Source organism: Tessaracoccus zhenghani, assembly GCF_055326325.1.
Map to the genome: position 1 here is coordinate 14456 of NZ_JBUZNQ010000002.1, position 21257 is coordinate 35712.

The window sequence follows — 21257 nt, forward strand, 5'->3', positions numbered from 1 at the left end:
GACTCCGTCAGGAGCCCGGCGTGGATCGCGTACTCTAGGGACCGGGTCACTCGGGCGCGCTTGCTGGCTAGGGTCGGTAGGCCCTCTCCTAGGAGTTCGGCCAGCTGATCGTGAGTACAGCGGCACACGGTCCCGCAGTCGGCTACGTGGTAGAACAGCCGGAGTCGCTGGGGTAGAGACGTGTCCTCGGCGCTGGGCCGTCGTGTGGTGCACGCTGGAAGCCCTCCCCTGTAGCTCATAGAGCGCCTCGCAGGCTTGGGGCTAGTGTCTGTATAGGTCATGCCCTCTCAGACCCTCCTAGCGACCCGCGCAGCGGCCAGAGCTAGCCCCGGGGCTTGGGTTACCCAGACCCCGGCAGCGTTCAGGGTGAGCCCCCTTGTCTCTCAGTTCGGCAGGGGACAGGCAGCGCCTGCGGTCAGGACCTGAGCGCTCCCCGTGCCTGCCAGCCCTGTGCCGGTCTGCAGCGCTGTTGCCTCCGAAGGATTGGTAGCAGGCGCGGCAGTGCACCGGCCCTGGAGCGCTGCGACCCGTACACCTCACGATGCCGCCCCCGTAACGAACGCCTGAGCCTTGGGGTTGTAGCCGTAGGCCGGGTAGGGGTTGGCCAGCGCATTGAGGTCCTCAAGCTTGATTCTGTGCTGAGCCTTGGCGGCACCCCTGGGGCTGATGTCCAACGTGGGCAGATCGCCGGAGTAGATGCGGCGGTAGATGGTCTTCGTCGACACGCCCAGCGAGCGCGCAGCTTGGGTGACGGTGAGCAGGGGATTGGGCGCGAGAGCGCCTGCAGGGTGGGTCATATGGTGAACCCCTTCCATGGAAGTAGCAGCTCAGAGGTCCACCTGTGATGGGTGTCCTCTGTGCTGCCCTCCGCTACGGACAGGGGCGAAAGCGCACGTCTAGCGTGGTAGCTCTCTACCGGTTTGCTTGGGTTATCCGGTGACCTCCCACGGCCCACCCCGAAGGGTCACCGCAGGCACTGAGCGAACCTGAGGGGCGAGCATCTGGCCAGCCCCGCAGGGGTTGCCCCTAGCAAAAAGGAGAGGGGAACGACGGACATCATAGTCTATGCGACAGATTCTGTCAAGTTTGGACGTGGATGGGCGGCGATGGGACAGCCCAAGCCCCGAGCGAAATGTTGCTAATTCAACTCAGTCGCGCCCAGTGGGGCTATGGTGCGGAGCGTGACCGATCCAATCATCTCCGCTGGACTAGCGGCAACTGGCCAAGCCGCCAAGCATATCGCTGAGACCAATCGCAGGGATAATGACGCGGTGCGTGCCGTGGCCAAGGAGACAGGAGCTCTCGACAGGGCTGCTGCAGTCTATGGCAGGCGTGAGGCGGTCTGGCAGGAAATGCGCCTGAGAGTCCTGCAGCCCCTCGCGCGAATGGTTGGGGTGTCTGCAGAGTACTTCCAGGACGACTTCCAGCGCGAGCTAGCAGCCAAACTGGAGGGCGCTCCAGAAGATGAAATCCAAGCCCCAAGGGCTTCTGTAGCGGCACCTGCGGTGCAGGCCCTAAACTACAGTCTGGATGAGCCTCTGTTGAAGGACATGTACCTCAACCTGCTTGCTGGGGCATCGACCGCCACGTACGCGGACACCATTCATCCTTCGTTTGTTGACGCTGTCAAGCAACTGTCGTCCGCCGAAGTTCCTGTACTGAATTTCGTGCTGGGATCCAGTCCTCAAGCAGCCGCGAGGTTGAAGCGGATGGTCTCTGGCGGATCTGCGTACGATCCCCTTCGGTCTCATGTGATGCACATATTCGACGACGGCAAGCCCTTCGCTGATCCCATCTTGGAGAGCTGGGTTGAGAACTGGATTCGGCTCGGTCTTGTCCAGGCGGATTACTCACAGTGGCTCGTCGTGAACGGTGACGAGGAAGCGGCATACTCCTGGGTCGATGACTGGCCATCCAAGGTCGAAGCAGAGAGTGCCTTGCCTGTGAGTCCTGAAGGCGTAGCGGGGCCGGCCATCAAGTATGACAAGGGCATGATCGCCGCAACGGCTCGGGGGCGCGACTTCTATCGGGCAGTGGGGAGCCCGCCCTCGTGGCCCCATCCAGCGACCGACTCCTAACGCGGTGGACCGCCTCAGGTGTCGGGCTCTAACCTCGCCTGACAGCGGGCTTAACGCCGCCCGACTGCAGATCAAAGGTTCGCATGGCCTGACGCCTGTGGCTGTTCCGCTCCCATGCGGTGATAGCCCTTTGCAGTTCCTGCGCATCCGGGATCCGTTCCGGCATCTCACTGAGATGTTTACACGGGGCCTGGTGCCTAAGCCGCTCCCATGAGCCTTCCGCGCGTGCGTGCTCAGCGGAGACTGGGGAGGTGTTCCCCGTCCCGGCACCGGCGCCTAACGGTGCGATCCATGCCCATGTGAGTTTCCGGCAGGAACTCTCGTTGCAGCGCACCCCGATGGGCACCCAGCAATCGCTGAGCAGGTAGCCCTTGCTTGTTTTGAGTGGTTCCGGCCTGAGTAGTGCCATCACGCTGTACCTGCTTCCTTGTAGGCCTTGTCGAACTGAGCCATGATCTCACGTCGTCGTTCAGGGAAGTGGCGTGCGTAAACCTGCAGGACCATCTTCATGTCACTCCAGCCCATCAGTTCCATGGCTTCGTGCATCGGGGTGTTTTGAACCGCGAGCTGAGTGGCGAAAGAGGCCCTCATGTCATGCTGTCGTGGCACCTTGTAAGTGGCTCGCTCCGCTTCGCTGAGCTTTTTCCACTGCCTCCCGCTGGGCAAGAGCCCCATTCTCCGCAGTGTCCCAAGATGGGCCTGCCTAGTGCGGGACTCGGAGAGGGGGCCACCGTCCTCACGTTGAAAGAGGAGAACCTCAGGCAGGCGGGGGTGTGCACGGACGTACTCGTCAAGGATTTCCGCCAACTCTTCGGTCATTGGGATGTCACGCCTAGCGGAGCGTGTCTTGCCCCCCGCCTTGACCTCTGTCACGTATGCCCCCCGGTCCCGATAGCGCGTGACTGCGTTCCTGACGTGCACCATTCGGTTCTCAAGGTCGATGTCCCTCCGCCGCAGAGCCCGCACCTCTCCGCTTCTGAGGCCGGCTAGCGCGGTGAGTGCCAGAAGTGCCCGGTGCTCCGGGGGTGTTGTTTCGATGTAACGCTTCACGTCGGGGAGTTCGAAGCCGTAGACCTCCTTACGCTGGCTCTTCTTTACGCTGGTATCCATCCCGCGTGCAGGGTTGCGTGCTAGCGTCGTGAGTTCCGCGTCCATCGCGAAATCGATCAGTTGTCTGAACAGGGTCCATACGGAATGCTGCACCTTCTTGCCGTCTGACAAGACGTTCTCTCTCCACTCGTCAACGTCTGCCCGTGTGATGCTCGCAACCTCTCGTTCCCTTCCCCAATATGGGGCTATCCAGATACGCCAGTGGGACTCCTGGGTGTCGTGATTGCCCCTTGACCACCTGCCCGTACTGAGCTTCCGGCGTGCGAGCTTCTCCCAGACATCTCCAAGCGCCACATCCCTGCTTGGTTCCTGGTACCTGCCAAAGTCCGGGGTCCACTTGCCCGCGTCTATAGCGGCCAATGCCTTGAGTCGGAAAGCGCGCGCGGCCTGCAGCGTGGTGAAGGGGTGCGGGCCCTTGACCTGCCCCAAACCCGGCACGGAGTAGTAGACCCGAAAACTCAGCGTTCCGTCCTTGAGCTCGCGCACCTCAATGCCCGGCTCCTTCTTTGGTTTGCGTGCCATAGTCGGCCCCCTCTTGTGATGCTCCTTCTTGACAAACTATCCCATAGATATCCCGTATGCGACAGCTGGTGACGATGAAAATGGTGAAGTGCCTAGTCAAAGGCGTGTCTAGGCCACCATACGCGCTTGTTTCGAATCCAACCGGGGTCGCCAATGAAGTCGCATCTTTCGTCGCGCCTGGCGTCGAGAAGCGCGGGGCCACTCGCTCCAGTCAGCTTCCGTCAGGCCCCTGGCCTGCTGTTCTTCTGCAGGAAGCGCGACACCGCGATGGCCAGCTCCGTCGGGTGCGTGAGCGCGAGATCGTGACCCGCCCCCGAGATGCTGACCGTCTGCACGTCAGGGAAGAGTTCCCGGACCCAGGCCTTGGTCTGGCGGAACATCGGCCCGCTGTCGGTCCCGCCGACGTACAGCACCGGGGCACCCAGGGAAACGGCCTCGTCCGGCCCGTAGCGCCAGGTCAGGAGGGCCGGGATGTCGCGGCCGAAGAACGCCGCCGCGTCGCGCTCGATCCGTTCAACCGACCCCGGCGCCACGGCCGCCGGGGCCAGCGAAGCGAGGTGCAACGCCTCTGCCGCCAGCAGCGGAGGCCGGAACTGCGCTCCCCCCAGCGCAGTCCCGACCGGTTTCCCCCCCCAGCGCAGCGGGCTCAGAGCCCGACTGACTCCGCCCCGTGCTCGGCCTGTGCCTGCGAGAATCCCTCGTAGAGCAACTGGTCCACCAGGCCGGAGCGCGAGAATCCGCCCATCTCGAGGTACGACTTCGCCTTCAGCGCCGCCTGCTCCATCCAGTCGACGGTGACGTTGGCCACCCCGTAGAGGGCCTCCTCGGACGTGAAGCCCTCGTACTCGAGCTGGTCCACCAGACCCGACTCCGAGAAGGCGGTGAACTCGAGGTACGACTCGGCCTTCAGCGCGGCCTGCTCCATCCAGTCGGCGCCGATCGCGTCAGCGGCGAACTCGGCGTCCGCAGTGGCGAAGCCCTCGTACTCGAGCTGGCCGATCAAACCGGTGCGCGAGAACGGGGCGAAGCTGATGTAGTTCTCGGCGCTGACGACCGCCTGGCCCTGGGTGACGCTGAGGCCCGGATCCGCCGGCTCCTCCACCACGGGCTCTTCCACCGGCTCCACCGGCGTCGTCTCAGGGGCGGCTTCGGCCGTGGTCTCGAGTGCTGCCACCTCCGTGGTGGCTGCCGCCGGGGTGGTTTCCTGGAGCGGCTCCGCGGTGGTCTCCTCGACCGGTGCGACAGACGTGGTCTCCGCCGTTGCGCTGACGCTGGCCAAGGGCGCGGCCTGCTCGGTGTCATCGCCGGCCTTGGGCAGGATGGCGATGAGGCCGATGAGCGCGACCACCGGGATGATGATGCGCTTCTTCGTGTACCAGGGCCGCCGCGCTGCGGCCGTGGTCTGGGTGGCCTGCGCGGCCGGGTCTGCCCACTGCGTCCCGTCCCAGTACCGGGACGAGCCGTCCGGCTGGGTGTACCAGCCGGCTGGATGCTGCTGTGTCATGTTGGTTCCCCCAATGACGATTGATGTGTACGTCATTGACGCTAGAGAGGGGGTCTGACAAAAACTGGCGACCGAAGGAAGATCAGTCGGTGAGTTCGCCGCGCACCAGGGAGTCGCCGGAGTGCGTGGGGGCGTCGTCGAACAGCTCGCGGGAGATGTCGACGATGGTGTAGCCCTCGTCCAACAGTCGCTGCGTCACAGGGAAGCGCTGCTCCCCGTCGGGCTCCAGGATGCCCACCGACACCATCCGCTGGAGGTCTTCGTTGATCAGCCAGACCTCGAAGTAGTCGGCTTCCTTCGCGTCGAACACCGGTGCCTCCACGACAAGGACCAGACCGTCGCCCCCGTCGACCAGGCGGGCGGAGGCAGGCGTGGCGTCGTCGGCGAGGGGGGCGAGTTCTGCGGAGGCCACGGTTACCGGGGCCGCGTCCCGTGACGGGAGCTCCAGCAGTGTGCCGAGGCCGACGCCGACCAGGAGGCAGACGGCAGCCGCCAGTACCCAGGGCCATGACCGGGAACGCAGGCCGGACGTGGTGGTGCCGGCGGTGACCGGTGCGTCGGAGGCCTCGAGGACGCGGGCCCGGAGCCGTGGGGGCGGTGTCGCGGCCAGGCTGGGCGAACCCTGCGCGTCCCTGACCAGCTGCGCGCCCAGGCGGAGATCCGCCACGGCCGACGTGCAGCGGGGGCACGACGCAAGGTGGGCCGCGTACTGATCCGTTGTGTCATCCTCGGCTAGCGCCAGGGAGAGCAACTGGTCGTTCTCGAGGTGGGTCGTCACGATTGGCTCTCCTTCCAGGCGTCCTTCACGATCAACAAGCCCCGTCGGATGTGGCTCTTCACGGTGCCGACGGGCATCTGCAACCTGTCGGCGATCTCCGCGTGCGTCAGGCCATCGTAGAAGGCCAACTGCAACACTTTCCGCTTCGGATCACCCATGGCGTCCAGGACTGCGGTGACGAGGAGGCGGTCGTCGGCGGGCTGCTCTGTGGTGTCCTCCGTGCTGCTGTAGCGGCGGGCCTCGTCCACGCGACGGTTGTGGCGGGCGCGGGATTCCCAATGGTCCGCCACCCGCCGTCGGGCGATCACCAGCAACCAGGCGGGCAATGCCGTCTCACCGGGAACCAGCGCTGACCTGCTCGACCAGGCGGAGGCGAAGACCTGCTGGGTGACGTCTTCGGCATCGGCGTCCGGGGGTGCCACCTTCCGCCGGACGAAGCCGTGGATCAGCGGCGCCCACCGGTCGTACATGGCCGCGAAGGCCTCGCGTGAACCCGCGGCGACATCCCGGCTGAGCATCGCAACGTCATCGGAGTCCACACAGAGAGCCTAGGTCAAGAAACGGGAACGGCGCGGGCGATCACGTTGTTCTGGTACCCGCCACGGTCACGGAGATAGGGGCCTCCGCACGTGACCAGATTGAGGTGGTGCGTCCCGGTGCGGGCGAACAGTTGCGCAAGGTCGAGTTCGGCGCGGGGCACGGAGTCAACCGACTCCACGCGGTAGGCATGCTCAACCCCTGTTGCGTCGAGCACGACGATGACCTCACCGGGGGCAAGCCTGCGAAGGTCCGCCAGTGGTCCGATGCCCAGTTCCTTCGAGTCGACGTGGGCCGCGATCACGGTGGCGCCCTGGGTGTCGCCGGGGGCCGGACCGAAGCGGTACCAGCCAGCCTCTGCGGGATCGGGTGGCAGGGCCATCAGGCCGATGTCGTCGACGCCCTGAGGTGAGACCGGCATGTCGATCTTCAGGGAGGGGATCATCATCCGGGTCGGTGACGGCCGGGTGGTGGCAGCCGCTAGTCCTGCCGAACTGGTGCCGACCTGATCAGCCGGTGTGGAGGCAGGCGAGGGGGCTGAGGTCGGCGGGGCGGGGGACTGCGGGGGAGACGTGTCGGGCGCTTCCGATGAAACGGCCGGGGACGGGGACGAGGTCGCGAGGGCCGGCGCGGTGGAGGGCGGGACCCCTTGGGCGACCGGCCCGCCGCAGGCGGTGATCGCCGTGAGAGCGATCACCGCTGCGACTCCGAAGGCGGGGCGCCGTCGGTCAGGGCTCATGATGGTCAGTTGACCAGGGCGCGCCTGCGCACCAGTACCACACCGGTGCCTGCCGCCAGGAGTGCTGCCACGGCGAGGAGGGCGGCGGAGTTGGTGGCGTCCGCAGCAGCGGCCTGTCCACCGGTGCCGCCGGGAACGCCGCCGGGGGCGCTGTGGAGACCGTCGATCACCTGGACGGCGAGCCCCAGGTTGGCGTCTGCCGCACTGCCCCAGGCGTAGACGATGGTGTTGGCGCCCTCAGCGATGTTCACATCCGCCGGGCCGATCGCCACGGTGTCGGTGCCGGTGAGCACCACGTCGGCAGACACGGTGCCGGCCGCGAGGTCGGCCTTCATCTCGTCAGGGTTGGCGAGGTTGCTGAAGGCCACGGTGCCGTTGGCGCGCACGTCGACGGCAGGTGCCGCCGCGGTGTGGCGGACGGTGAGGCGTCCTTCTCCGGCGGCGGTGGCGGCCACGTCGTTGACGAAGGGCGTGAGCATGGGCTTGCCGTCGGCGTCGAGGTGGGCCACGACGGTGATGTTGGCGCCCCCGGGAACGGTGACGTCGTTGGCCTCGATGGCGGCCTCCCCGTCGGCACCGGCACCGGCGGCAGTGACCTTGAGGTCGTAGGAACCGGCCGGCAACTGCACGGCGTCGGTGAGGGTACCGGGCGCGAAATTGGTCAGGAGGGAGTTGCCGTTGGCGTAGACGTCCACCGTGAGGCCGGGCACGCCGTGGAGGATGTGGACGGTGGCTTCGTGCTCGTCAGCTGCTGCCATGTTCGGGGCAACCGCGCAGGCCAGTGCCAGCGGCAGCGCCGCGGCGAAGATTCGTGCTCGCATGATGGATCCTTTCGGTCCGGGCCCTGAGGCCGGCGCAGCGCGGCTTTCGCGCTACTGCCCCCTTAGTCCGCCTGGGACCGGTCCGTGGATGCACCTTGTTCAATGTTTTTTTAAGGTTGGTCCGATCGCTGCCCATGTAGGGGCACCCCGGAGATTAATCCCAAACCTTGGTAGTAATATCTCCGGCATGCAAGATATCTCGCTCAGCCCCAAGTCCAGCTGCGGTTGCGGCGGCCACGACGAAGCCCTCCCGGAGCTCGACGCCCGCACCATCCCGCACGCCATCCGTCACGCCGCCATCCACGGCGTCGTCGACTCGTTGCAGCCCGGCACCGCTTTCGTGCTCGTCGCACCGCACGACCCGATCCCGCTCATCGCCCAGATCCAGCAGCGTCACGGGCAGGACGTCGCCGTCAGCTACGTGCAGCAGGGCCCCGACGCCTGGAAGCTCAAGCTCGCGCGCTCCTGATCGTGACAACCTCGGGTACAGCTGACCGGACGTCCCGGGCCACACGGGACATCGGTCAGCGCACGAAGAACTGGCGGGTGGCGATGGTCGCCCTCGCCGGTTTTTCGCTGTTGGCGGGGCTCAACGCCGGGCTGTTGCGGCTCGGCGTCTGGGCGCCCGTTGATTCAGACCGGCTGGCAGACCTCCACGGCCCGGTCATGGTGCTCGGCTTCATGGGGACCCTCATCTCCCTGGAGCGGGCGCAGGCGCTGCGGCAGGCGTGGGCCTATCTCGCCCCCGCGCTCTTCGGCCTGGGGTCGGTCACCCTGCTCGTCGGCGCCCCCATCGGGTTGGGCAAACTCCTCCTCTTCGACGGCGGCCTGGCCTTCCTCGCGCTCACCATCGCGCTGTGGCTGCGGGCCCCGCTCTCGCTGGTGGCCGCACAGGCCTTCGGCGCGCTGTTCGTCGCGCTCTTCACAGGCCTGTGGCTGGTGGCGGAGATCGCCCCGTTGCTGCCGCTGCTCGCCGCCTTCCTCATCATCACCATCGCTTCAGAGCGCGCCGAACTGGCCCAGCTCACCATGGGCCGCCGCGCCATCCCCACCCTGCTCGCCCTCGGCACGCTGATCGGCGGTGGCGCCACCCTCAGCCTGGTCTTCCCCGACACCGGTGCCCGGATCGTCGGCCTCGGCTGCCTGCTCACCGCGCTGTGGCTGTTCCGCGACGACGTGGGCCGCCGCTTCGTGCGCAGCACCGGGCTCCGGCGGTTCAACGCCGCCTCGCTGCTGGCCGGCAACCTGTGGCTCGCCGTCGCCGGCGTCGTGTGGCTCGTCGTCGGCCAGCCCACCTCCAGCGGCACCTACGACGCCGTCATCCACGGGGTCTTCCTGGGCTTCGGGCTGGCCATGATCATGGCGCACGCCCCCATCATCTTCCCGGCCGTCATCGGGCGGCCGCTCCCGTATCGTTCGTCCATGTGGGCCCCGCTCGTCGTGCTCAACGTGGGCATGGTCCTGCGCCTCAGCGGGGGGCTGGCGGGCATCCAACCCCTCTACCGAACCGGAGGCATCCTCACCGTGCTGGCACTCCTGATCTTCGCCGTGACCGTCGTGGTGTCGGTGGTGCGTTCATGAGGGGGCGCCGGTCGCTGCGCGACTTCACCCTGCTGGTCTGGCTGGTCGGCGCCGTCGTCATCGCGCTGGTGCATCGCTGGGTGCCCGAATCCACCTGGCTGATGGTGCATCTCGTCGGGCTCGGCGCCATCACCCACTCGGTCATGGTGTGGAGCGCCCACTTCACCGCAGCCCTGCTCAAGACCCGGCCGGACGACAAAGCCAGGAAGGTCGCCGACGTTCGGTTGGGCCTCCTGGCCGTGGGCGCGCTGGCGGTGTTCGTCGGGGTGCCGACCACGCAGTGGTGGCTGGTGCTCATCGGCGCGGTGGCCGTGTCGACGGCGGTGCTGTGGCACGCCTGGACCCTCATCCGCGACCTGAAGCGCGCGCTTCCCGGGCGCTTCCGCATCAGCATCCGCTACTACGTGGTGGCCGCGCTCTGCGTGCCGGTAGGAGCCGGCTTCGGCGCTGCGCTCGCCTGGGGCCTGGGCGACCGCTGGCACGCCAACCTCCTCGTCGCCCACACCATGACGATGATCCTGGGCTGGGTGGGTTTGACGCTGGTGGGCACCCTCGTCACCTTCTGGCCGACGGTGCTGCGCACCCGGATGGACGACCGCGCGGAGCGCCTCGCCCGCCAGACGCTGCCCATCCTGCTGGGCGGCCTGGCCGTGATCATCGCCGGCTCGCTGACGGGGCTGCGGCCCGTCGCCGCCGTCGGCATCGCGGGATACGCCGTGGGGCTCCTGTGGTTCGGTCGCTGCCTCGTGGCCCCCACCAGGAAGCGGCCCCCGCGCGAGTTCGCCTCCGCGTCGATCCTGGCTGCCTGCGTCTGGGCGTGCGTCGCGCTGGTCGCCACGGCCGTGCACGTCTGGCGCGCCGACGACATCGCGCTCGCCACGGACTACCCGCTGCTCGCCGGCATCTGGGTGGTGGGCTTCCTCCTGCAACTGGTCACCGGTGCGCTGAGCTACCTCCTGCCGTCGGTGCTCGGCGGCGGCCCGCGCGTGGTGCGGGCGGGCGCTGCCTACTTCGACCGCTGGGCCACCGCCCGGCTGGTCGTCATCAACGGCGGCCTGCTGCTGTTCCTGCTGCCGCTGCCCAGCTGGGTGAAGGTGACGGTCTCCAGCGCCGTGCTGGTGGCGTTGGCGCTGTTCATCCCGGTGATGGTGCTGGGCATCCGGGCGTCGGTGAAGGAGAAGAGGGCCGCCATGGCCGGCCTCGAACCCTCGCTGCCCGCAGAGCGGCCCAACGCGCTGACCGGCAGCGGCCTGGTGGCCGGCGTCGCCGCGCTGGCCGTCGTGGTCTCGCTCGGGTTCGGAATGGACCCCGGAGCGGCCGGCATCGTCACCCCGGGCACCACGACGCAGGCGGTGGCGCCCACCGGCGAGACCGTCCGCGTGGCGGTCACCGCGCACGACATGCGCTTCGAACCCGCCAGCATCCAGGTGGACCCGGGCGACCGGGTCATCATCGAGCTCACCAACCTGGACGACACCAACGTGCACGACCTCATGGTGGGCGACGTCCGCAGCCCCCGGCTCGCCGCAGGGGAGACGGCGGAGCTGGACCTGGGCGTGGTCGGGCAGAGCATCGAGGGTTGGTGCACCGTCGTCGGCCACCGGCAGATGGGGATGACGTTCGACGTCGTCGTCGGCGACACCGCTCCCGAGCCGGCCGCCACTCCCGGCGACGGTCACGCGGTCCACCAACCCGCCGCAGGCAACCCCGAGGCGGAGTTGGGCCACATCGTCGACCCCGTCGCGCCGGAGCTGACAGACGAAACCGTCCGCCGCTACGAGTTCCGCGTCACGGAGGAGCCCCTCGAGGTGGCCCCCGGCCTGTGGCAGCGCAGGTGGACGTTCAACGGGCAGAGCGTCGGCCCCACCCTGCGGGGCAAGGTGGGCGACACCTTCGAGATCACCCTCATCAACGACGGCACGATGGGCCACTCGATCGATTTCCACGCAGGCGCGGTCGCGCCCGATGCGCCGATGCGGACCATCGCGCCCGGCGAGAGCCTCGTGTACCGCTTCACGGCGGAGCGGGCCGGAGCCTGGCTCTACCACTGCTCCACCATGCCCATGAGCGCCCACATCGCCGCCGGCATGCACGGCGCCGTGATCATCGAACCGGAGGAGGGCTGGCCCGCGGTGGACCGTGAGTACGTGGTGGTCCAGTCCGAGGTCTTCGCTGACGACGCCGCCACCGCAGACGAGGCCACCGAGATCAACCCGGACCGCGTGCTCGCCGAGCAGCCGGACCGGGTGGTGTTCAACGGCATCGCCAACCAGTACGACCAGCGGCAGTTCGAGGCGAAGGTGGGGGAGAAGGTGCGCTTCTTCGTGGTCGACGCCGGGCCCAACCGGGCGTCGAGCTTCCACATCGTGGGTGGCCAGTTCGACACCGTCTACCGCGAGGGTGGCTACCTGCTGCGCGACGGCGAGGACGCCTTCGGCAACACCGGAGGCGGGGCCCAGGTGTTGGCGCTCCAGCCGGCCGAGGGCGGTTTCGTGGAGATCACCTTCAACGAGGCGGGGCACTACCCGGTGGTCAGCCACATCATGGTCGACGCGGAGCGCGGCGCCCACGGCATTGTCGAGGTCACGGACTGAAGACGCATCCGAACTCCACGCTGTCAGGCTGCCGAGAGCTCCGTGTCGTCGGCCAGCGACTCGCCGGCGACAGCGGGGACGCCGCCCAGGTCCACGAGGAAGCCACCCGGGAACTCCTCTGACAACAGATCAGCCAACCGGCGCGCGGTGCGGGAGCGGGCGTCGCGTTCGGCGTCTGCCGACACCGGCTCCAGCGGGTCCGTGCCGTGCAGCATCGCGCCCAGGTGATCGTCAAGGATGGGATGGCCGCCGAACGCGTCCATGTCGCCGAAGACGTCGAGTTCCGCACGCACCACCTCAACGGCCGGCAGGAGCGTCTCGGGGTTCGAGGTCAGCAGGGTGGCGCGGGTGCCCAGGGCGGGGAAGGTGGCCTCGTAGGGGAGCAGCGACATGGTGGTGTCCGTTCTGTTCGTCGGTGAATACAACCAAACCGGAGCTTTCTGTGCACATCCTGTGAGGCGTCTGGCAGGTCGGTGTGACCGGTTCCACTGCGCGATCTGGCCCCACGGGGGGCACCTGAAGGTGAGCAATCCGAGGTCGCCGGTTAGGATCGATGCGTTACCTAGGAAGGGAATCGTCGTGTCCGAAGCCGGCCTGCAGGCAGCACGCCAGAAGATGATTGATGCCGGGGTGCCCACTCCGGCCATTGAGGTGTTCACGCGCTTCTACCATCTGCTCGAATCCGGTGAGACCGGTGTCATCCGAGAGGACACGATCGAGCCGCTGCTCGACCCGCCGATGCTGACGGACGTGGACATCACCGACGCCGAGGCCCGCGACGCCATCGGCAAGACGGTCATCATCAAGCTCAACGGTGGCCTCGGCACCTCCATGGGCCTCGACAAGGCCAAGACCCTCCTCCCCGTGCGCGACGGGCTCAACTTCCTGGACCTCATCGTCCGCCAGGTGCTCGCCGCCCGCGAGCGCTACGACGCGCGCCTCCCGCTGCTCCTGATGAACTCGTTCCGCACCGACGACGACACCCTGGCGCACCTGAGCCGCTACCCCGAACTCCCCGTCGAGGAACTGCCGCTGAGCTTCGTGCAGAATCAGGAGCCCAAGCTCCGCGCCGACGACCTCACGCCGGTGTCATGGCCCGCAGACCCGTCGCTCGAATGGTGCCCGCCCGGCCACGGCGACCTGTACCCGGCGCTGGAGGGCTCCGGCGTGCTCGACGCGCTGCTCGAGGCCGGCTTCCGCTACGCCTGCGTCTCCAACGGCGACAACCTGGGCGCGGCCCCGAACGCCACCATCGCCGGCTGGTTCGCCAAGTCCGGCGCCCCGTACGCCGCAGAGTTGTGCCGCCGAACCATCAACGACAAGAAGGGCGGCCACCTCGCCGTCCGCAAGGCCGACGGGCAGCTGATCCTGCGCGACACCGCGCAGACCGCGCCGGAGGAGATGGACTTCTTCACCGACGAGCACCGTCATCCGTTCTTCCACACCAACAACCTCTGGTTCGACCTGCAGGTCCTGAAGGACACCCTCGTCGAGCGCGGCTCGGTGCTGGGGCTGCCCCTCATCCGCAACGAGAAGACGGTGGACCCGACGGATTCGTCGTCCACGCCGGTCATCCAGGTGGAGTCCGCCATGGGCGCCGCGATCGAGGTGTTCGAGGGCGCCACCGCCATCTGCGTCGGCCGCGACCGCTTCCTCCCGGTCAAGACCACCAACGAACTGCTGCTGCTCCGCTCGGACGTCTACAACCTGACCGACGAGGGCAAGCTCATCGCCTGCACGGATGCCTCGCCGGAGATCAACCTGGACTCGCGCTACTACAAGACGGTGCAGAAGTTCGCCGAGCGTATCCCGTCGGCGCCGTCGCTGCGCAAAGCCAGGTCGTTCCGGGTGGAGGGCGACTACACCTTCGGCTCCGGCGTCGTCGTCACGGGCGACGTCACCCTGGCGGATCCGGGCGACAGCCGCACGGTCGCGGACGGTGCCCGGCTTGACGGCTGACCCGCTCGCGCGTGCCCTCGCCCTGGCGCTGACGGGGGAGGAACTCCCCGTCGGGTCTGTCGCAACGTTGGCCGAGGAACTGGCCGCACTGGGCTTCACCCCTGAGCGGCTGTCCGCACTCCGCCACGAGGCCCAGGCGGCGGAGCGCGTCTGGCCGTTCCCGGTGCCGCTGGACGTGCGACGCGAGGTGGGCTTCGCTCGCTTCGACGCGGCGCTGGCCACCGGCCGCCAGCAGTTGGGTCTGACCGGTCTGGTCGCGAGCCGGCCTGCGGAGCGGCCCCTGAACCGCGACGAACAACGCCTCGTTCAGGACCGGCCGCCGCACTGGTGAGCCGGGCCGGGACATGAAAAGGGGCGCCTCCCGGGGGAGGCGCCCCTTCGTGTTCCTCGAGATCAGAGGGTGCGGGCGCGGATGGCGTCGCGGATCTCCTCGAGCAGTTCCTCGGACTTGGTGATCGTGGGCGCCTCCGCCGCGGAACGGTCGAAGCGCTCCTTGGCCCTGGTGTACGGCAGCACGACGCCGAAGTAGACCACCGCGGCGATGATGACGAACGCCAGCAGCGCGGTCAGGAACGCGCCGACCGAGACGCCGCCCGGCTTGAAGTTCGAGAAGTCCGGGGTGCCGCCCAGGAGGCCCAGCACGTCCATGAACATCGCGGTGAACGACTCGATGACGGTGGCGAACGCGGCGCCGATGACGAATGCGATGGCCAACTCGATGAGGTTGCCACGCATCAGGAATTCTTTGAAGCCCTTCATAGCTCTTCAGACTTTCTGTGTAACCGCCGGAGCGGGGTCTGTCACGACGCGCGACTGTCGCGCCGTCGGACCGTGGTCCGGGAAGACTCTAGCGAGGCGCCGGTGCACCGACAACACAGGAGAGCGTCACCCGGAGGCGCCGCCCAGCACGATGCGCAGGCCGCCGTCCTGCCCCAGCGCGGCAACCATGGGGGCCTCGGACGTGGGTACGTCCACGAGGATCATCGGCCCGGAAGCGGCTGTTGCAGTGGCCAACGGTGAGCCACCGGAGGGCGCGGTGGCCAGCACAGCCACGCGTGCGTCGGTGGTGAGGATCTCCACCTCGTCATAGCCCGTGGCGATCAGGGAGATCCGGTCACCGGGGTTCAGCAGCGAGCGGAGATTGTCGTCGCGCAGGACGATGGGGACCAGCGCCCGGCCGGGTTCTGTGCTGCGGCTGGCGGCCAACATGCCGGGCTGGAGCACGGTGCCCCCGCCCAGGGAGACTGCGGTGCTGCGCCCCACCAGGGCGTCGGCTTCAGTGAAGGCGCCGTCGGGCACGGACTGCGGTGGCAGATGGGCGAGGCTCAGGTCCGAGGCCGTCAGCACGTGGCCCGCCGGCAGATCCGCCGAGATCACGACGGCGGGCTCAGTGGGCCCGTCCGCGGGGGCGAGGGAATTGCCCAACATCAGGACGGCCGCCGCGGCGAGCACTGCGCCCACCGCGCGGCGGTGCCAGGACACCCGTTGGGCGATGAGATCGAGGAGGCGCTTCATGCCTCCACTGTGGCCGGTTGGACCATCGATCCACCGTTATCCACAGGTCTGAGTGCGCGTCAGGCGGACTTGGCCTCGACCTTGGCGGCCGGCTTGGCCTCGGTCTTCGCGGGCTCCGCTGCCTTGGCGGCAGGCTTCGAGGAGCTGCGGTTGTCCGTCTTGTAGAAGCCGGAGCCCTTGAACACGACGCCGACGGCGCTGAACACCTTGCGCAGGCTGCCTTCGCACTCAGGGCAGACGGTGAGCGCGTCGTCGGTGAACTTCTGCACGACCTCGAGGTCGGTGCCACAGTGGGTGCAGCGGTACTGATAGGTGGGCATTGACTTCCTCCGTAGAGACAACCGCCCGCCATGATAGTTCAGCGGTCAACGATGACCCAACCGAGCTCGGTGGCGTAGCCATCCATGGGCACGTCATGGGGAAGCATCGGCACGCTGTCGACCACCTCATCGGACCTCGCGAGGGCCACCAGCAGGGCGTCGGGCCGTCCTTCGGTCAGCGCCCGGTCGTACCAGCCGCCGCCCGTCCCAAGCCGTGATCCGTCGCGCCCGACGGCGAGGCAGGGGAGGAGCACGAGGTCAGCCTCAGCGATGGCCTCCGCGCCCAGCCCCGGGCCTGGCGGGTGCGGGATGGCTCCCCATCCCGGCACCAGCGCGTCCCAGCCGGGGAAGACCGCCCAGTCGGGAAAGCGGGTGAGCCGCGGCACCAGCACGCTCCAGCCCAGCGCCCGCAGCCCGTCGATGATCGCTCGTGTGCCGGGTTCCCCGGGCCGCGACACGTAGACCGCCGCCGTCCCCACCGGCAACTCCGCGACGGCGGCGAGCACATGCCGCGCGAGGTCGGCGTCCACGCTGAGCCAGGTCGCGTCGGAGACGGCCGTCCGGGCGGCCGACACGGCCTGGCGCAGCGCGTCCTTCCGGAGCTGTTCGGGCATTGGCATATCGTAAGGGCCATGGCCTGGTTTGGACGCAAAAAAGAGGACCCCGTCGTCGAGGAGATCCCCGAAGAGCCGCGGCTCCCGGAGGCCCCTGCCCTGAACGCCTCAGGGCTGCGCAGCGTCGCAGACCACACCGCCTATCTGCTCGGCCTCGTGGAGCCGCTCGAGCCGTTCGGTACCCCGCTGCTGGAAGCCTGGGACCAGGTGATGTGCGAGGACATCGACTCGATGATCAACGTGCCGCCCAACTCCACCGCCAAGGTGGCCGGGTACGCGGTGCGCGCGGCGGATCTCGTCGACGACCAGGGACACCTGGCTGAGCCCCTGCAGATCGCCGAGGCCACCGTCGAGCGGTTGCCCGAGGGCGCGGCGGTCGTGGTGGCCGCCGGTGACGTGCTGCCGCGCGGCGCCAACGCTGTGCTACCCGCGACCTTCGCCACGCTGGAGGACAACCGTGCGCACCTGATCGAGAAGGTCACGGAGGGTGAGTACGTGCGCGCCGCCGGCGAGCATCTGAGCGTCGGCACCCGCCTCCTCAGCGAGGGCGAGGTCCTCGACGACCGCGCCATGGGCCTCCTGGCGGGGGCCGGCATCGACAAGGTGATGGTGCGGCCCCGGCCGCGCGTCGTGGTCGTCAGTTCTGGCGAGCATCTCGTGGACCCAGGCGCCACCCTGTCGCACGGTGACGCGACGGACGCCAACTCCTACATGATCTCCGCCGCAGCCCGGGCCGCCGGCGCCACGGTGTTCCGCGTGGCAGTGCACTCCAACGACCCCGAGGCGCTCCGCAACGCCATCACGGACCAACTCATCCGGGCAGACCTCGTCATCTCGACGACGGGTGGGCGCCGCGAGGACTACGAGGCCGTCGTCGACGTCATGAACGATCTCGGCATGGTGGATTCCGTCGACGTGGCCATGTCGCCTGGTCGCACCCAGACGTTCGGCCTGATCGGCGAGGACGACGAGCGGGTGCCCATGCTGATGCTGCCGGGCAACCCGGTGAGCGCCTATGTGTCGTTCCACGTCTTCGCGCGGCCGCTGATCCGCCGCCTGATGGGCGCGCGCACCGAACACCGTGCCTTCCGCGCCATCACGCGCACCATGCTGCGGTCCATGCACGGCACCATGCACCTCCTGCGTGGCCGGGTGCAGCTCGACGGCAGCATCCGCTACGTCGAACAGGTCTCGCTACCGCACGCGCTGGGGGAGCTGACGGAGTCGAACGCCCTGATCCTGCTCGACGAGTCGCTCGAGTCGGTGAAGGCCGGCCAGGCCGTCAAGGTGTGGTTGTTCGACGAAGAGGACTGAGCCCCGCTGCCATCCGCCGCCTGCGCGGCGTGTGCGCGCGGTGCCGAGAGTGGCCGCGCATGAAGAAACCCCCGGGCTTCCACGCTGAAGGCGTGCGAGCCCGGGGGTTCTCCTTCGGTCAGCCTCGCTTCTCGGGTCCTCCGAACATCACGATGTTATTGAACACCCACTGGTTGCTCTGCGAGAAGCTGTAGCCCCCGGCAGGCTTCGCCGTGGCCGCGTACACCGTCGTCATCGTGTAGGAACGGCACGCGCCCCTGCCGGTGGCGGAAGTGTCGCATTCCGTCTTCCACTGACGACCTGCGGAGGTGAACTCGCCGGCCTGGCCGAGCGGGTTGCCCTTCCACGCCTGACGCGTCATGTACGGCAGGTAGGTCAGGTTGTTGAACGCCCAACCGGACTCCCGGACGAACTGCCCGTTCTCCATCTTGACCACGGTGGCCCAGATCTCGGTGCGGCACCGCTCCGTCTGCGAGTACGCCTCACACTGCGTGAACCACTGACGACCGTTGAACTCGTGCCTGCCCGGCAGCGTGTAGGGCACCGTGGGGACGTACTTGTCCGAGGCCGGCGTGGTCGTCGGCTTCGCGCTCGGCGACTTCGTCGGCTTCGGCGAGACGGATGGGCTCGGCGAGATGGATGGGCTCGGCGAGATGGATGGGCTCGGCGAGACGGATGGGCTCGGCGACGCGGACGGGCTGGGCGACGGCGACGGGCTGGGCGACGCGGACGGGCTGGGCGACGGCGACGGCGACGGGCTGGGCGACGGCGACGGGCTGGGCGACGGCGACGGGGTTGCCTCCGGTTCCACGGTGACGGGGACGGTGGCCGTCTCCGTCGTGCCCCCAGCCGTCACCGTGAGGGTGCCGGTGTGGCTACCTGCCGGCAGCGTGGCGGAGGACGACAGCTCGAAGATCGAGTTCACCTGACGGTGGTCGAAGTCGGCGCCGGCCCCGTCGAGGTACGGACGCTCGGCAGTGACCGTCAGCGGCAGCACGTCGTCGCCCACCTGCAGGGTGGCCGTGATGCCGGCCGGCGTCGCCTTGGGCAGCGAGGCCCAGCCGACGAGGCCCAGGGCGTCGTCGACCTGCAGCGCAGGCAGGGCGTGGCCGCGGACGTCCAACTCCCACGTGCCGTCGCCGGGGTAGAAGTTGCGATCGGAGACGGTGAGGGCGGTGCCCAGCGTGGTCAGGCGCTCACGGAAGTCCACGATGCTGCGGCTTGCCTGCGGCGTCCAGCCCACCTCAGCGGTGGCCATCAGGCGCGGGTACAGCAGGTACTCCATGGAGCCCAGGCTGCGGATGTGCTCGCCCCAGATGGGAGCCGTGGGGCCAAGCACCGAAGCCTCGGGAACCTGTGCCTGTGCCGTCGGGTCCCAGTTGTAGAACTGGTTGATGTCACACGCGGTGCCACACGCCCAGGCGGGACCGAGGAGCTCGGCACCCGGGCGCTGCGGGAGATAGGCGTTGGGGGCCGGGGACATCACGAGCTTGAAGCCGCGTGTGTTGACCAGGTTGCGCACGTTGGCGCTGATGCCGGCCGACGTCCACTGCTGGACGACGGTGCCGTCGGGCAGCTGCGCCGCCGCCTTGTCCGCGGCTTCGTTCCACACCACGGGGATGGCGTCCAGCTCGACGGTGATGTCGCTGACGCGATCCATGTAGACCCGGTAGGCCTCGGCGGTGGTGTTGTGCGACTCGTCTCCACCGATGTGGAAGTAGCGCTTCCCGTTGACCAGGGTCTGGTTCTGCTCGATGAGCTGCTTGAAGACGTGGCGCATGAAGGTGTAGGTCGCAGGGTTGTTCGCATCCAGGCTGGACTCACCGACGCTGGTGTTGGTGATCGGCGGTGCCGTCGTCTCGCCCGGCGCCAGCTTCGGGAAGCTGCCCTCGGAGTTCAGCTGCGGAATTGCGTGCAGGATGGCGTTGGAGTGCGCGGGACCATCGACCTCGGGAACCACCGCGATGTTGCGCTCGTCGGCGTAACGGATCAACTCGGCGACATCCTCGGCGGTGTAGAAGCCGGTGCGGCCCGGGAGCGTGGTCCACTGCGACTGCGTCACTGCGGTGCCACCGGAGACGGAGGTCAACAGCGAGTAGTCGATGTCGTCACCCTCGACGCGACCCTCGTTGCTGATCGCGATCCGCCAACCCTGATCGTCGGCGAGGTGCCAGTGAAGCACGTTGAGCTTGTGCGCGGCCATCTCGTCGATGATCTCCTTGACCTCATCCTTGGGGACGAAGCTGCGGGAGACGTCGAGCATGAAGCCGCGGTACTCGTAGCGCGGTCCGTCAACGATCTCGACGGCCGGGACGGTCCAGTCCTGCGCGACCGGCTGGGCCGAACGGGCCCAGGGGCCGAGGAGCTGGAGCAGTGTCTGGGCGCCGTAGAAGAGCCCGCTGCGCTTCGGTGCCGTGATCACGACGCCGTCCGCGTCGACGGAGAGCTCGTAGCCCTCGTCGGTACGCCCGGGAAGGTCCGCCATGGAATCGTCGAGGACGAAGGAGATGGCGTTTCCGGTACCGCTGGCGGCGACTTTCAGGTCGAAACCGGTGGCCGGACGCAGGCTGGCGGCGAAGAGGTCCGCAACGGCGGTGGCGGCCTCGCCCGAAGCGACGACGGTGGTGCCGGCGTCGACGGTGAACGCGGCCTCGCCTTCAGTGGCGGAGACCGGCTTCGGGATCACGTCGACCTTCAGCGGCTCGACGACCTCGCCGTCCAGCGTGCCCATGACCTCGATCTCCCAGATGGCGACGGGCCACGTGGCGGACTTCGAGTTGACCTGCACCTTCACGTGGCGGTACCCCGAAACGTTGAGGGTGCTGGTGACCCAGTCGCTGCGCAGGCCCACCACGTTGGTGGCCAGGTCGGTCCAGGTGGCACCGTCCTTGGAGCCTTGGATGGTGTAGTTGGTGGCGAAGGTGTTGCCCCAGCGGATCTTGACGGTGTCGATGGTGGCTTCGGCCCCGAGATCGACGGCGATCCACGGGGTGTCGGTGAGCCCCGACCAACGCGATGCGTCCGGGCGGTTGTGCACGTCCGGGGGGATGCTGGTGCCTTCAGGGCCGGTGTCGCCGTCGAAGGCGCGATCCGCCGTCCATGTCAGTTCGCTGCCCGAGGACGTCACCGGCTGATTGAGGCCGAGGTTGATGGGAGCCGCGTGTGCGGCTCCCAGGGGGATGAGTGCGCCCAGGAGAGCCAGCGACGCGAGTAGCGCCGCCAGCTTGGGCCATGCTCGTTGTTTCATTGGTTCTCCAAATCGTGCGGGATG

General features: G+C 68.1%; 22 protein-coding genes. 7 read left to right on the plus strand and 15 right to left on the minus strand.

What is annotated here, in order from left to right; all coding sequences use genetic code 11:
• Positions 1-297: 297 nt before the first annotated feature.
• Positions 298-540: an FDXHR family putative zinc-binding protein gene (locus ACZK4S_RS03825; protein ID WP_463643425.1), complete on the minus strand. Its 243-nt coding sequence runs from the start codon at positions 538-540 to the stop codon at positions 298-300.
• Positions 537-797 (minus strand): helix-turn-helix domain-containing protein, encoded by a 261-nt coding sequence (locus ACZK4S_RS03830; RefSeq protein WP_463643426.1) that lies wholly within the window; start codon positions 795-797, stop codon positions 537-539. Before ACZK4S_RS03830 ends, ACZK4S_RS03825 begins: the two co-directional genes overlap by 4 nt.
• A 384-nt stretch (positions 798-1181) precedes the next feature.
• Between ACZK4S_RS03830 and ACZK4S_RS03835 the strand changes: the two genes are divergently transcribed.
• Positions 1182-2078 carry a DUF4393 domain-containing protein gene (locus ACZK4S_RS03835; protein WP_463643427.1) on the plus strand — a complete coding sequence of 299 codons (897 nt, stop codon included), beginning with the start codon at positions 1182-1184 and terminating at the stop codon, positions 2076-2078.
• A gap of 408 nt (positions 2079-2486) precedes the next feature.
• Here ACZK4S_RS03835 and ACZK4S_RS03840 read toward each other — a convergent pair whose 3' ends face one another.
• The 7 genes from ACZK4S_RS03840 to ACZK4S_RS03870 form a co-directional block, all read right to left on the minus strand.
• The gene (locus tag ACZK4S_RS03840) at positions 2487-3710 is read right to left on the minus strand and encodes a tyrosine-type recombinase/integrase (protein WP_463643428.1); all 1224 of its coding nucleotides are present in this window, start codon (positions 3708-3710) and stop codon (positions 2487-2489) included.
• Between the two features lie 221 nt (positions 3711-3931).
• Entirely contained in the window at positions 3932-4273 is a 342-nt protein-coding gene (locus ACZK4S_RS03845; RefSeq protein ID WP_459397057.1) for an alpha/beta fold hydrolase, read from the minus strand.
• A gap of 83 nt (positions 4274-4356) precedes the next feature.
• On the minus strand, positions 4357-5214 hold the full coding sequence (locus tag ACZK4S_RS03850) for an Ltp family lipoprotein (protein ID WP_463643429.1): 858 nt from the start codon (positions 5212-5214) through the stop codon (positions 4357-4359).
• 82 nt (positions 5215-5296) lie between these two features.
• Positions 5297-5992 (minus strand): anti-sigma factor domain-containing protein, encoded by a 696-nt coding sequence (locus ACZK4S_RS03855; RefSeq protein ID WP_463643430.1) that lies wholly within the window; start codon positions 5990-5992, stop codon positions 5297-5299.
• On the minus strand, positions 5989-6531 hold the full coding sequence (locus ACZK4S_RS03860) for an RNA polymerase sigma factor (RefSeq protein ID WP_182762308.1): 543 nt from the start codon (positions 6529-6531) through the stop codon (positions 5989-5991). Before ACZK4S_RS03860 ends, ACZK4S_RS03855 begins: the two co-directional genes overlap by 4 nt.
• Before the next feature lie 14 nt (positions 6532-6545).
• Positions 6546-6977, minus strand: coding sequence for a class F sortase (locus tag ACZK4S_RS03865; protein ID WP_076063900.1), 432 nt, complete (start codon positions 6975-6977; stop codon positions 6546-6548).
• 296 nt (positions 6978-7273) lie between these two features.
• Complete coding sequence (locus tag ACZK4S_RS03870) at positions 7274-8089, minus strand: DUF4397 domain-containing protein (RefSeq protein WP_463643431.1); 816 nt, start codon at positions 8087-8089, stop codon at positions 7274-7276.
• Positions 8090-8276: 187 nt separating this feature from the next.
• On the opposite strand from ACZK4S_RS03870, the gene ACZK4S_RS03875 reads away from it, so the two are divergent.
• Genes ACZK4S_RS03875 through ACZK4S_RS03885 form a run of 3 tightly spaced genes read left to right on the plus strand, consistent with a single transcriptional unit; the run spans position 8277 to position 12264 of the window.
• Positions 8277-8558 (plus strand): DUF2249 domain-containing protein, encoded by a 282-nt coding sequence (locus tag ACZK4S_RS03875; RefSeq protein WP_076060138.1) that lies wholly within the window; start codon positions 8277-8279, stop codon positions 8556-8558.
• Between the two features lie 2 nt (positions 8559-8560).
• Positions 8561-9670: a DUF8744 domain-containing protein gene (locus ACZK4S_RS03880; protein ID WP_463643432.1), complete on the plus strand. Its 1110-nt coding sequence runs from the start codon at positions 8561-8563 to the stop codon at positions 9668-9670.
• Positions 9667-12264 (plus strand): multicopper oxidase domain-containing protein, encoded by a 2598-nt coding sequence (locus tag ACZK4S_RS03885; protein WP_463643433.1) that lies wholly within the window; start codon positions 9667-9669, stop codon positions 12262-12264. Before ACZK4S_RS03880 ends, ACZK4S_RS03885 begins: the two co-directional genes overlap by 4 nt.
• Before the next feature lie 23 nt (positions 12265-12287).
• Here ACZK4S_RS03885 and ACZK4S_RS03890 read toward each other — a convergent pair whose 3' ends face one another.
• Positions 12288-12656 (minus strand): hypothetical protein, encoded by a 369-nt coding sequence (locus tag ACZK4S_RS03890; protein WP_463643434.1) that lies wholly within the window; start codon positions 12654-12656, stop codon positions 12288-12290.
• Positions 12657-12843: 187 nt separating this feature from the next.
• Between ACZK4S_RS03890 and ACZK4S_RS03895 the strand changes: the two genes are divergently transcribed.
• Complete coding sequence (locus ACZK4S_RS03895; RefSeq protein WP_076060129.1) at positions 12844-14223, plus strand: UTP--glucose-1-phosphate uridylyltransferase; 1380 nt, start codon at positions 12844-12846, stop codon at positions 14221-14223.
• Positions 14213-14554 carry a hypothetical protein gene (locus tag ACZK4S_RS03900; protein ID WP_459397064.1) on the plus strand — a complete coding sequence of 114 codons (342 nt, stop codon included), beginning with the start codon at positions 14213-14215 and terminating at the stop codon, positions 14552-14554. The genes ACZK4S_RS03895 and ACZK4S_RS03900 overlap by 11 nt, the downstream gene beginning before the upstream one ends.
• Before the next feature lie 62 nt (positions 14555-14616).
• Here ACZK4S_RS03900 and mscL read toward each other — a convergent pair whose 3' ends face one another.
• From mscL to ACZK4S_RS03920, 4 genes are all read right to left on the minus strand, one after another.
• Positions 14617-14982, minus strand: coding sequence for a large conductance mechanosensitive channel protein MscL (gene mscL / locus ACZK4S_RS03905; RefSeq protein WP_076060123.1), 366 nt, complete (start codon positions 14980-14982; stop codon positions 14617-14619).
• Between the two features lie 126 nt (positions 14983-15108).
• Entirely contained in the window at positions 15109-15738 is a 630-nt protein-coding gene (locus ACZK4S_RS03910) for an SAF domain-containing protein (protein WP_463643435.1), read from the minus strand.
• A 59-nt stretch (positions 15739-15797) separates the two neighbouring features.
• Positions 15798-16058 carry an FmdB family zinc ribbon protein gene (locus ACZK4S_RS03915; RefSeq protein WP_076060118.1) on the minus strand — a complete coding sequence of 87 codons (261 nt, stop codon included), beginning with the start codon at positions 16056-16058 and terminating at the stop codon, positions 15798-15800.
• A gap of 38 nt (positions 16059-16096) precedes the next feature.
• The gene (locus tag ACZK4S_RS03920; protein WP_463643436.1) at positions 16097-16672 is read right to left on the minus strand and encodes a 5-formyltetrahydrofolate cyclo-ligase; all 576 of its coding nucleotides are present in this window, start codon (positions 16670-16672) and stop codon (positions 16097-16099) included.
• Positions 16673-16690: 18 nt separating this feature from the next.
• On the opposite strand from ACZK4S_RS03920, the gene ACZK4S_RS03925 reads away from it, so the two are divergent.
• The gene (locus ACZK4S_RS03925; RefSeq protein WP_076060113.1) at positions 16691-17986 is read left to right on the plus strand and encodes a molybdopterin molybdotransferase MoeA; all 1296 of its coding nucleotides are present in this window, start codon (positions 16691-16693) and stop codon (positions 17984-17986) included.
• Positions 17987-18104: 118 nt separating this feature from the next.
• On the opposite strand, the gene ACZK4S_RS03930 is transcribed toward ACZK4S_RS03925, so the two are convergent.
• Positions 18105-21233, minus strand: a complete 3129-nt coding sequence (locus ACZK4S_RS03930; protein WP_463643437.1) for a family 20 glycosylhydrolase — start codon at positions 21231-21233, stop codon at positions 18105-18107.
• Positions 21234-21257: the final 24 nt, after the last annotated feature.

What these genes read in the sequence shown, in the direction of transcription:
- ACZK4S_RS03870 (WP_463643431.1), bottom strand. Translation starts at nt 8,089, where the DNA reads ATGCGAGCACGAATCTTCGCCGCGGCGCTGCCGCTGGCACTGGCCTGC.
- ACZK4S_RS03910 (WP_463643435.1), bottom strand. Translation starts at nt 15,738, where the DNA reads ATGAAGCGCCTCCTCGATCTCATCGCCCAACGGGTGTCCTGGCACCGC.
- ACZK4S_RS03840 (WP_463643428.1), bottom strand. Translation starts at nt 3,710, where the DNA reads ATGGCACGCAAACCAAAGAAGGAGCCGGGCATTGAGGTGCGCGAGCTC.
- ACZK4S_RS03920 (WP_463643436.1), bottom strand. Translation starts at nt 16,672, where the DNA reads ATGCCCGAACAGCTCCGGAAGGACGCGCTGCGCCAGGCCGTGTCGGCC.
- ACZK4S_RS03865 (WP_076063900.1), bottom strand. Translation starts at nt 6,977, where the DNA reads ATGATGATCCCCTCCCTGAAGATCGACATGCCGGTCTCACCTCAGGGC.
- ACZK4S_RS03850 (WP_463643429.1), bottom strand. Translation starts at nt 5,214, where the DNA reads ATGACACAGCAGCATCCAGCCGGCTGGTACACCCAGCCGGACGGCTCG.
- ACZK4S_RS03875 (WP_076060138.1), top strand. Translation starts at nt 8,277, where the DNA reads ATGCAAGATATCTCGCTCAGCCCCAAGTCCAGCTGCGGTTGCGGCGGC.
- ACZK4S_RS03890 (WP_463643434.1), bottom strand. Translation starts at nt 12,656, where the DNA reads ATGTCGCTGCTCCCCTACGAGGCCACCTTCCCCGCCCTGGGCACCCGC.
- ACZK4S_RS03925 (WP_076060113.1), top strand. Translation starts at nt 16,691, where the DNA reads ATGGCCTGGTTTGGACGCAAAAAAGAGGACCCCGTCGTCGAGGAGATC.
- ACZK4S_RS03830 (WP_463643426.1), bottom strand. Translation starts at nt 797, where the DNA reads ATGACCCACCCTGCAGGCGCTCTCGCGCCCAATCCCCTGCTCACCGTC.
- mscL (WP_076060123.1), bottom strand. Translation starts at nt 14,982, where the DNA reads ATGAAGGGCTTCAAAGAATTCCTGATGCGTGGCAACCTCATCGAGTTG.
- ACZK4S_RS03930 (WP_463643437.1), bottom strand. Translation starts at nt 21,233, where the DNA reads ATGAAACAACGAGCATGGCCCAAGCTGGCGGCGCTACTCGCGTCGCTG.
- ACZK4S_RS03885 (WP_463643433.1), top strand. Translation starts at nt 9,667, where the DNA reads ATGAGGGGGCGCCGGTCGCTGCGCGACTTCACCCTGCTGGTCTGGCTG.
- ACZK4S_RS03915 (WP_076060118.1), bottom strand. Translation starts at nt 16,058, where the DNA reads ATGCCCACCTATCAGTACCGCTGCACCCACTGTGGCACCGACCTCGAG.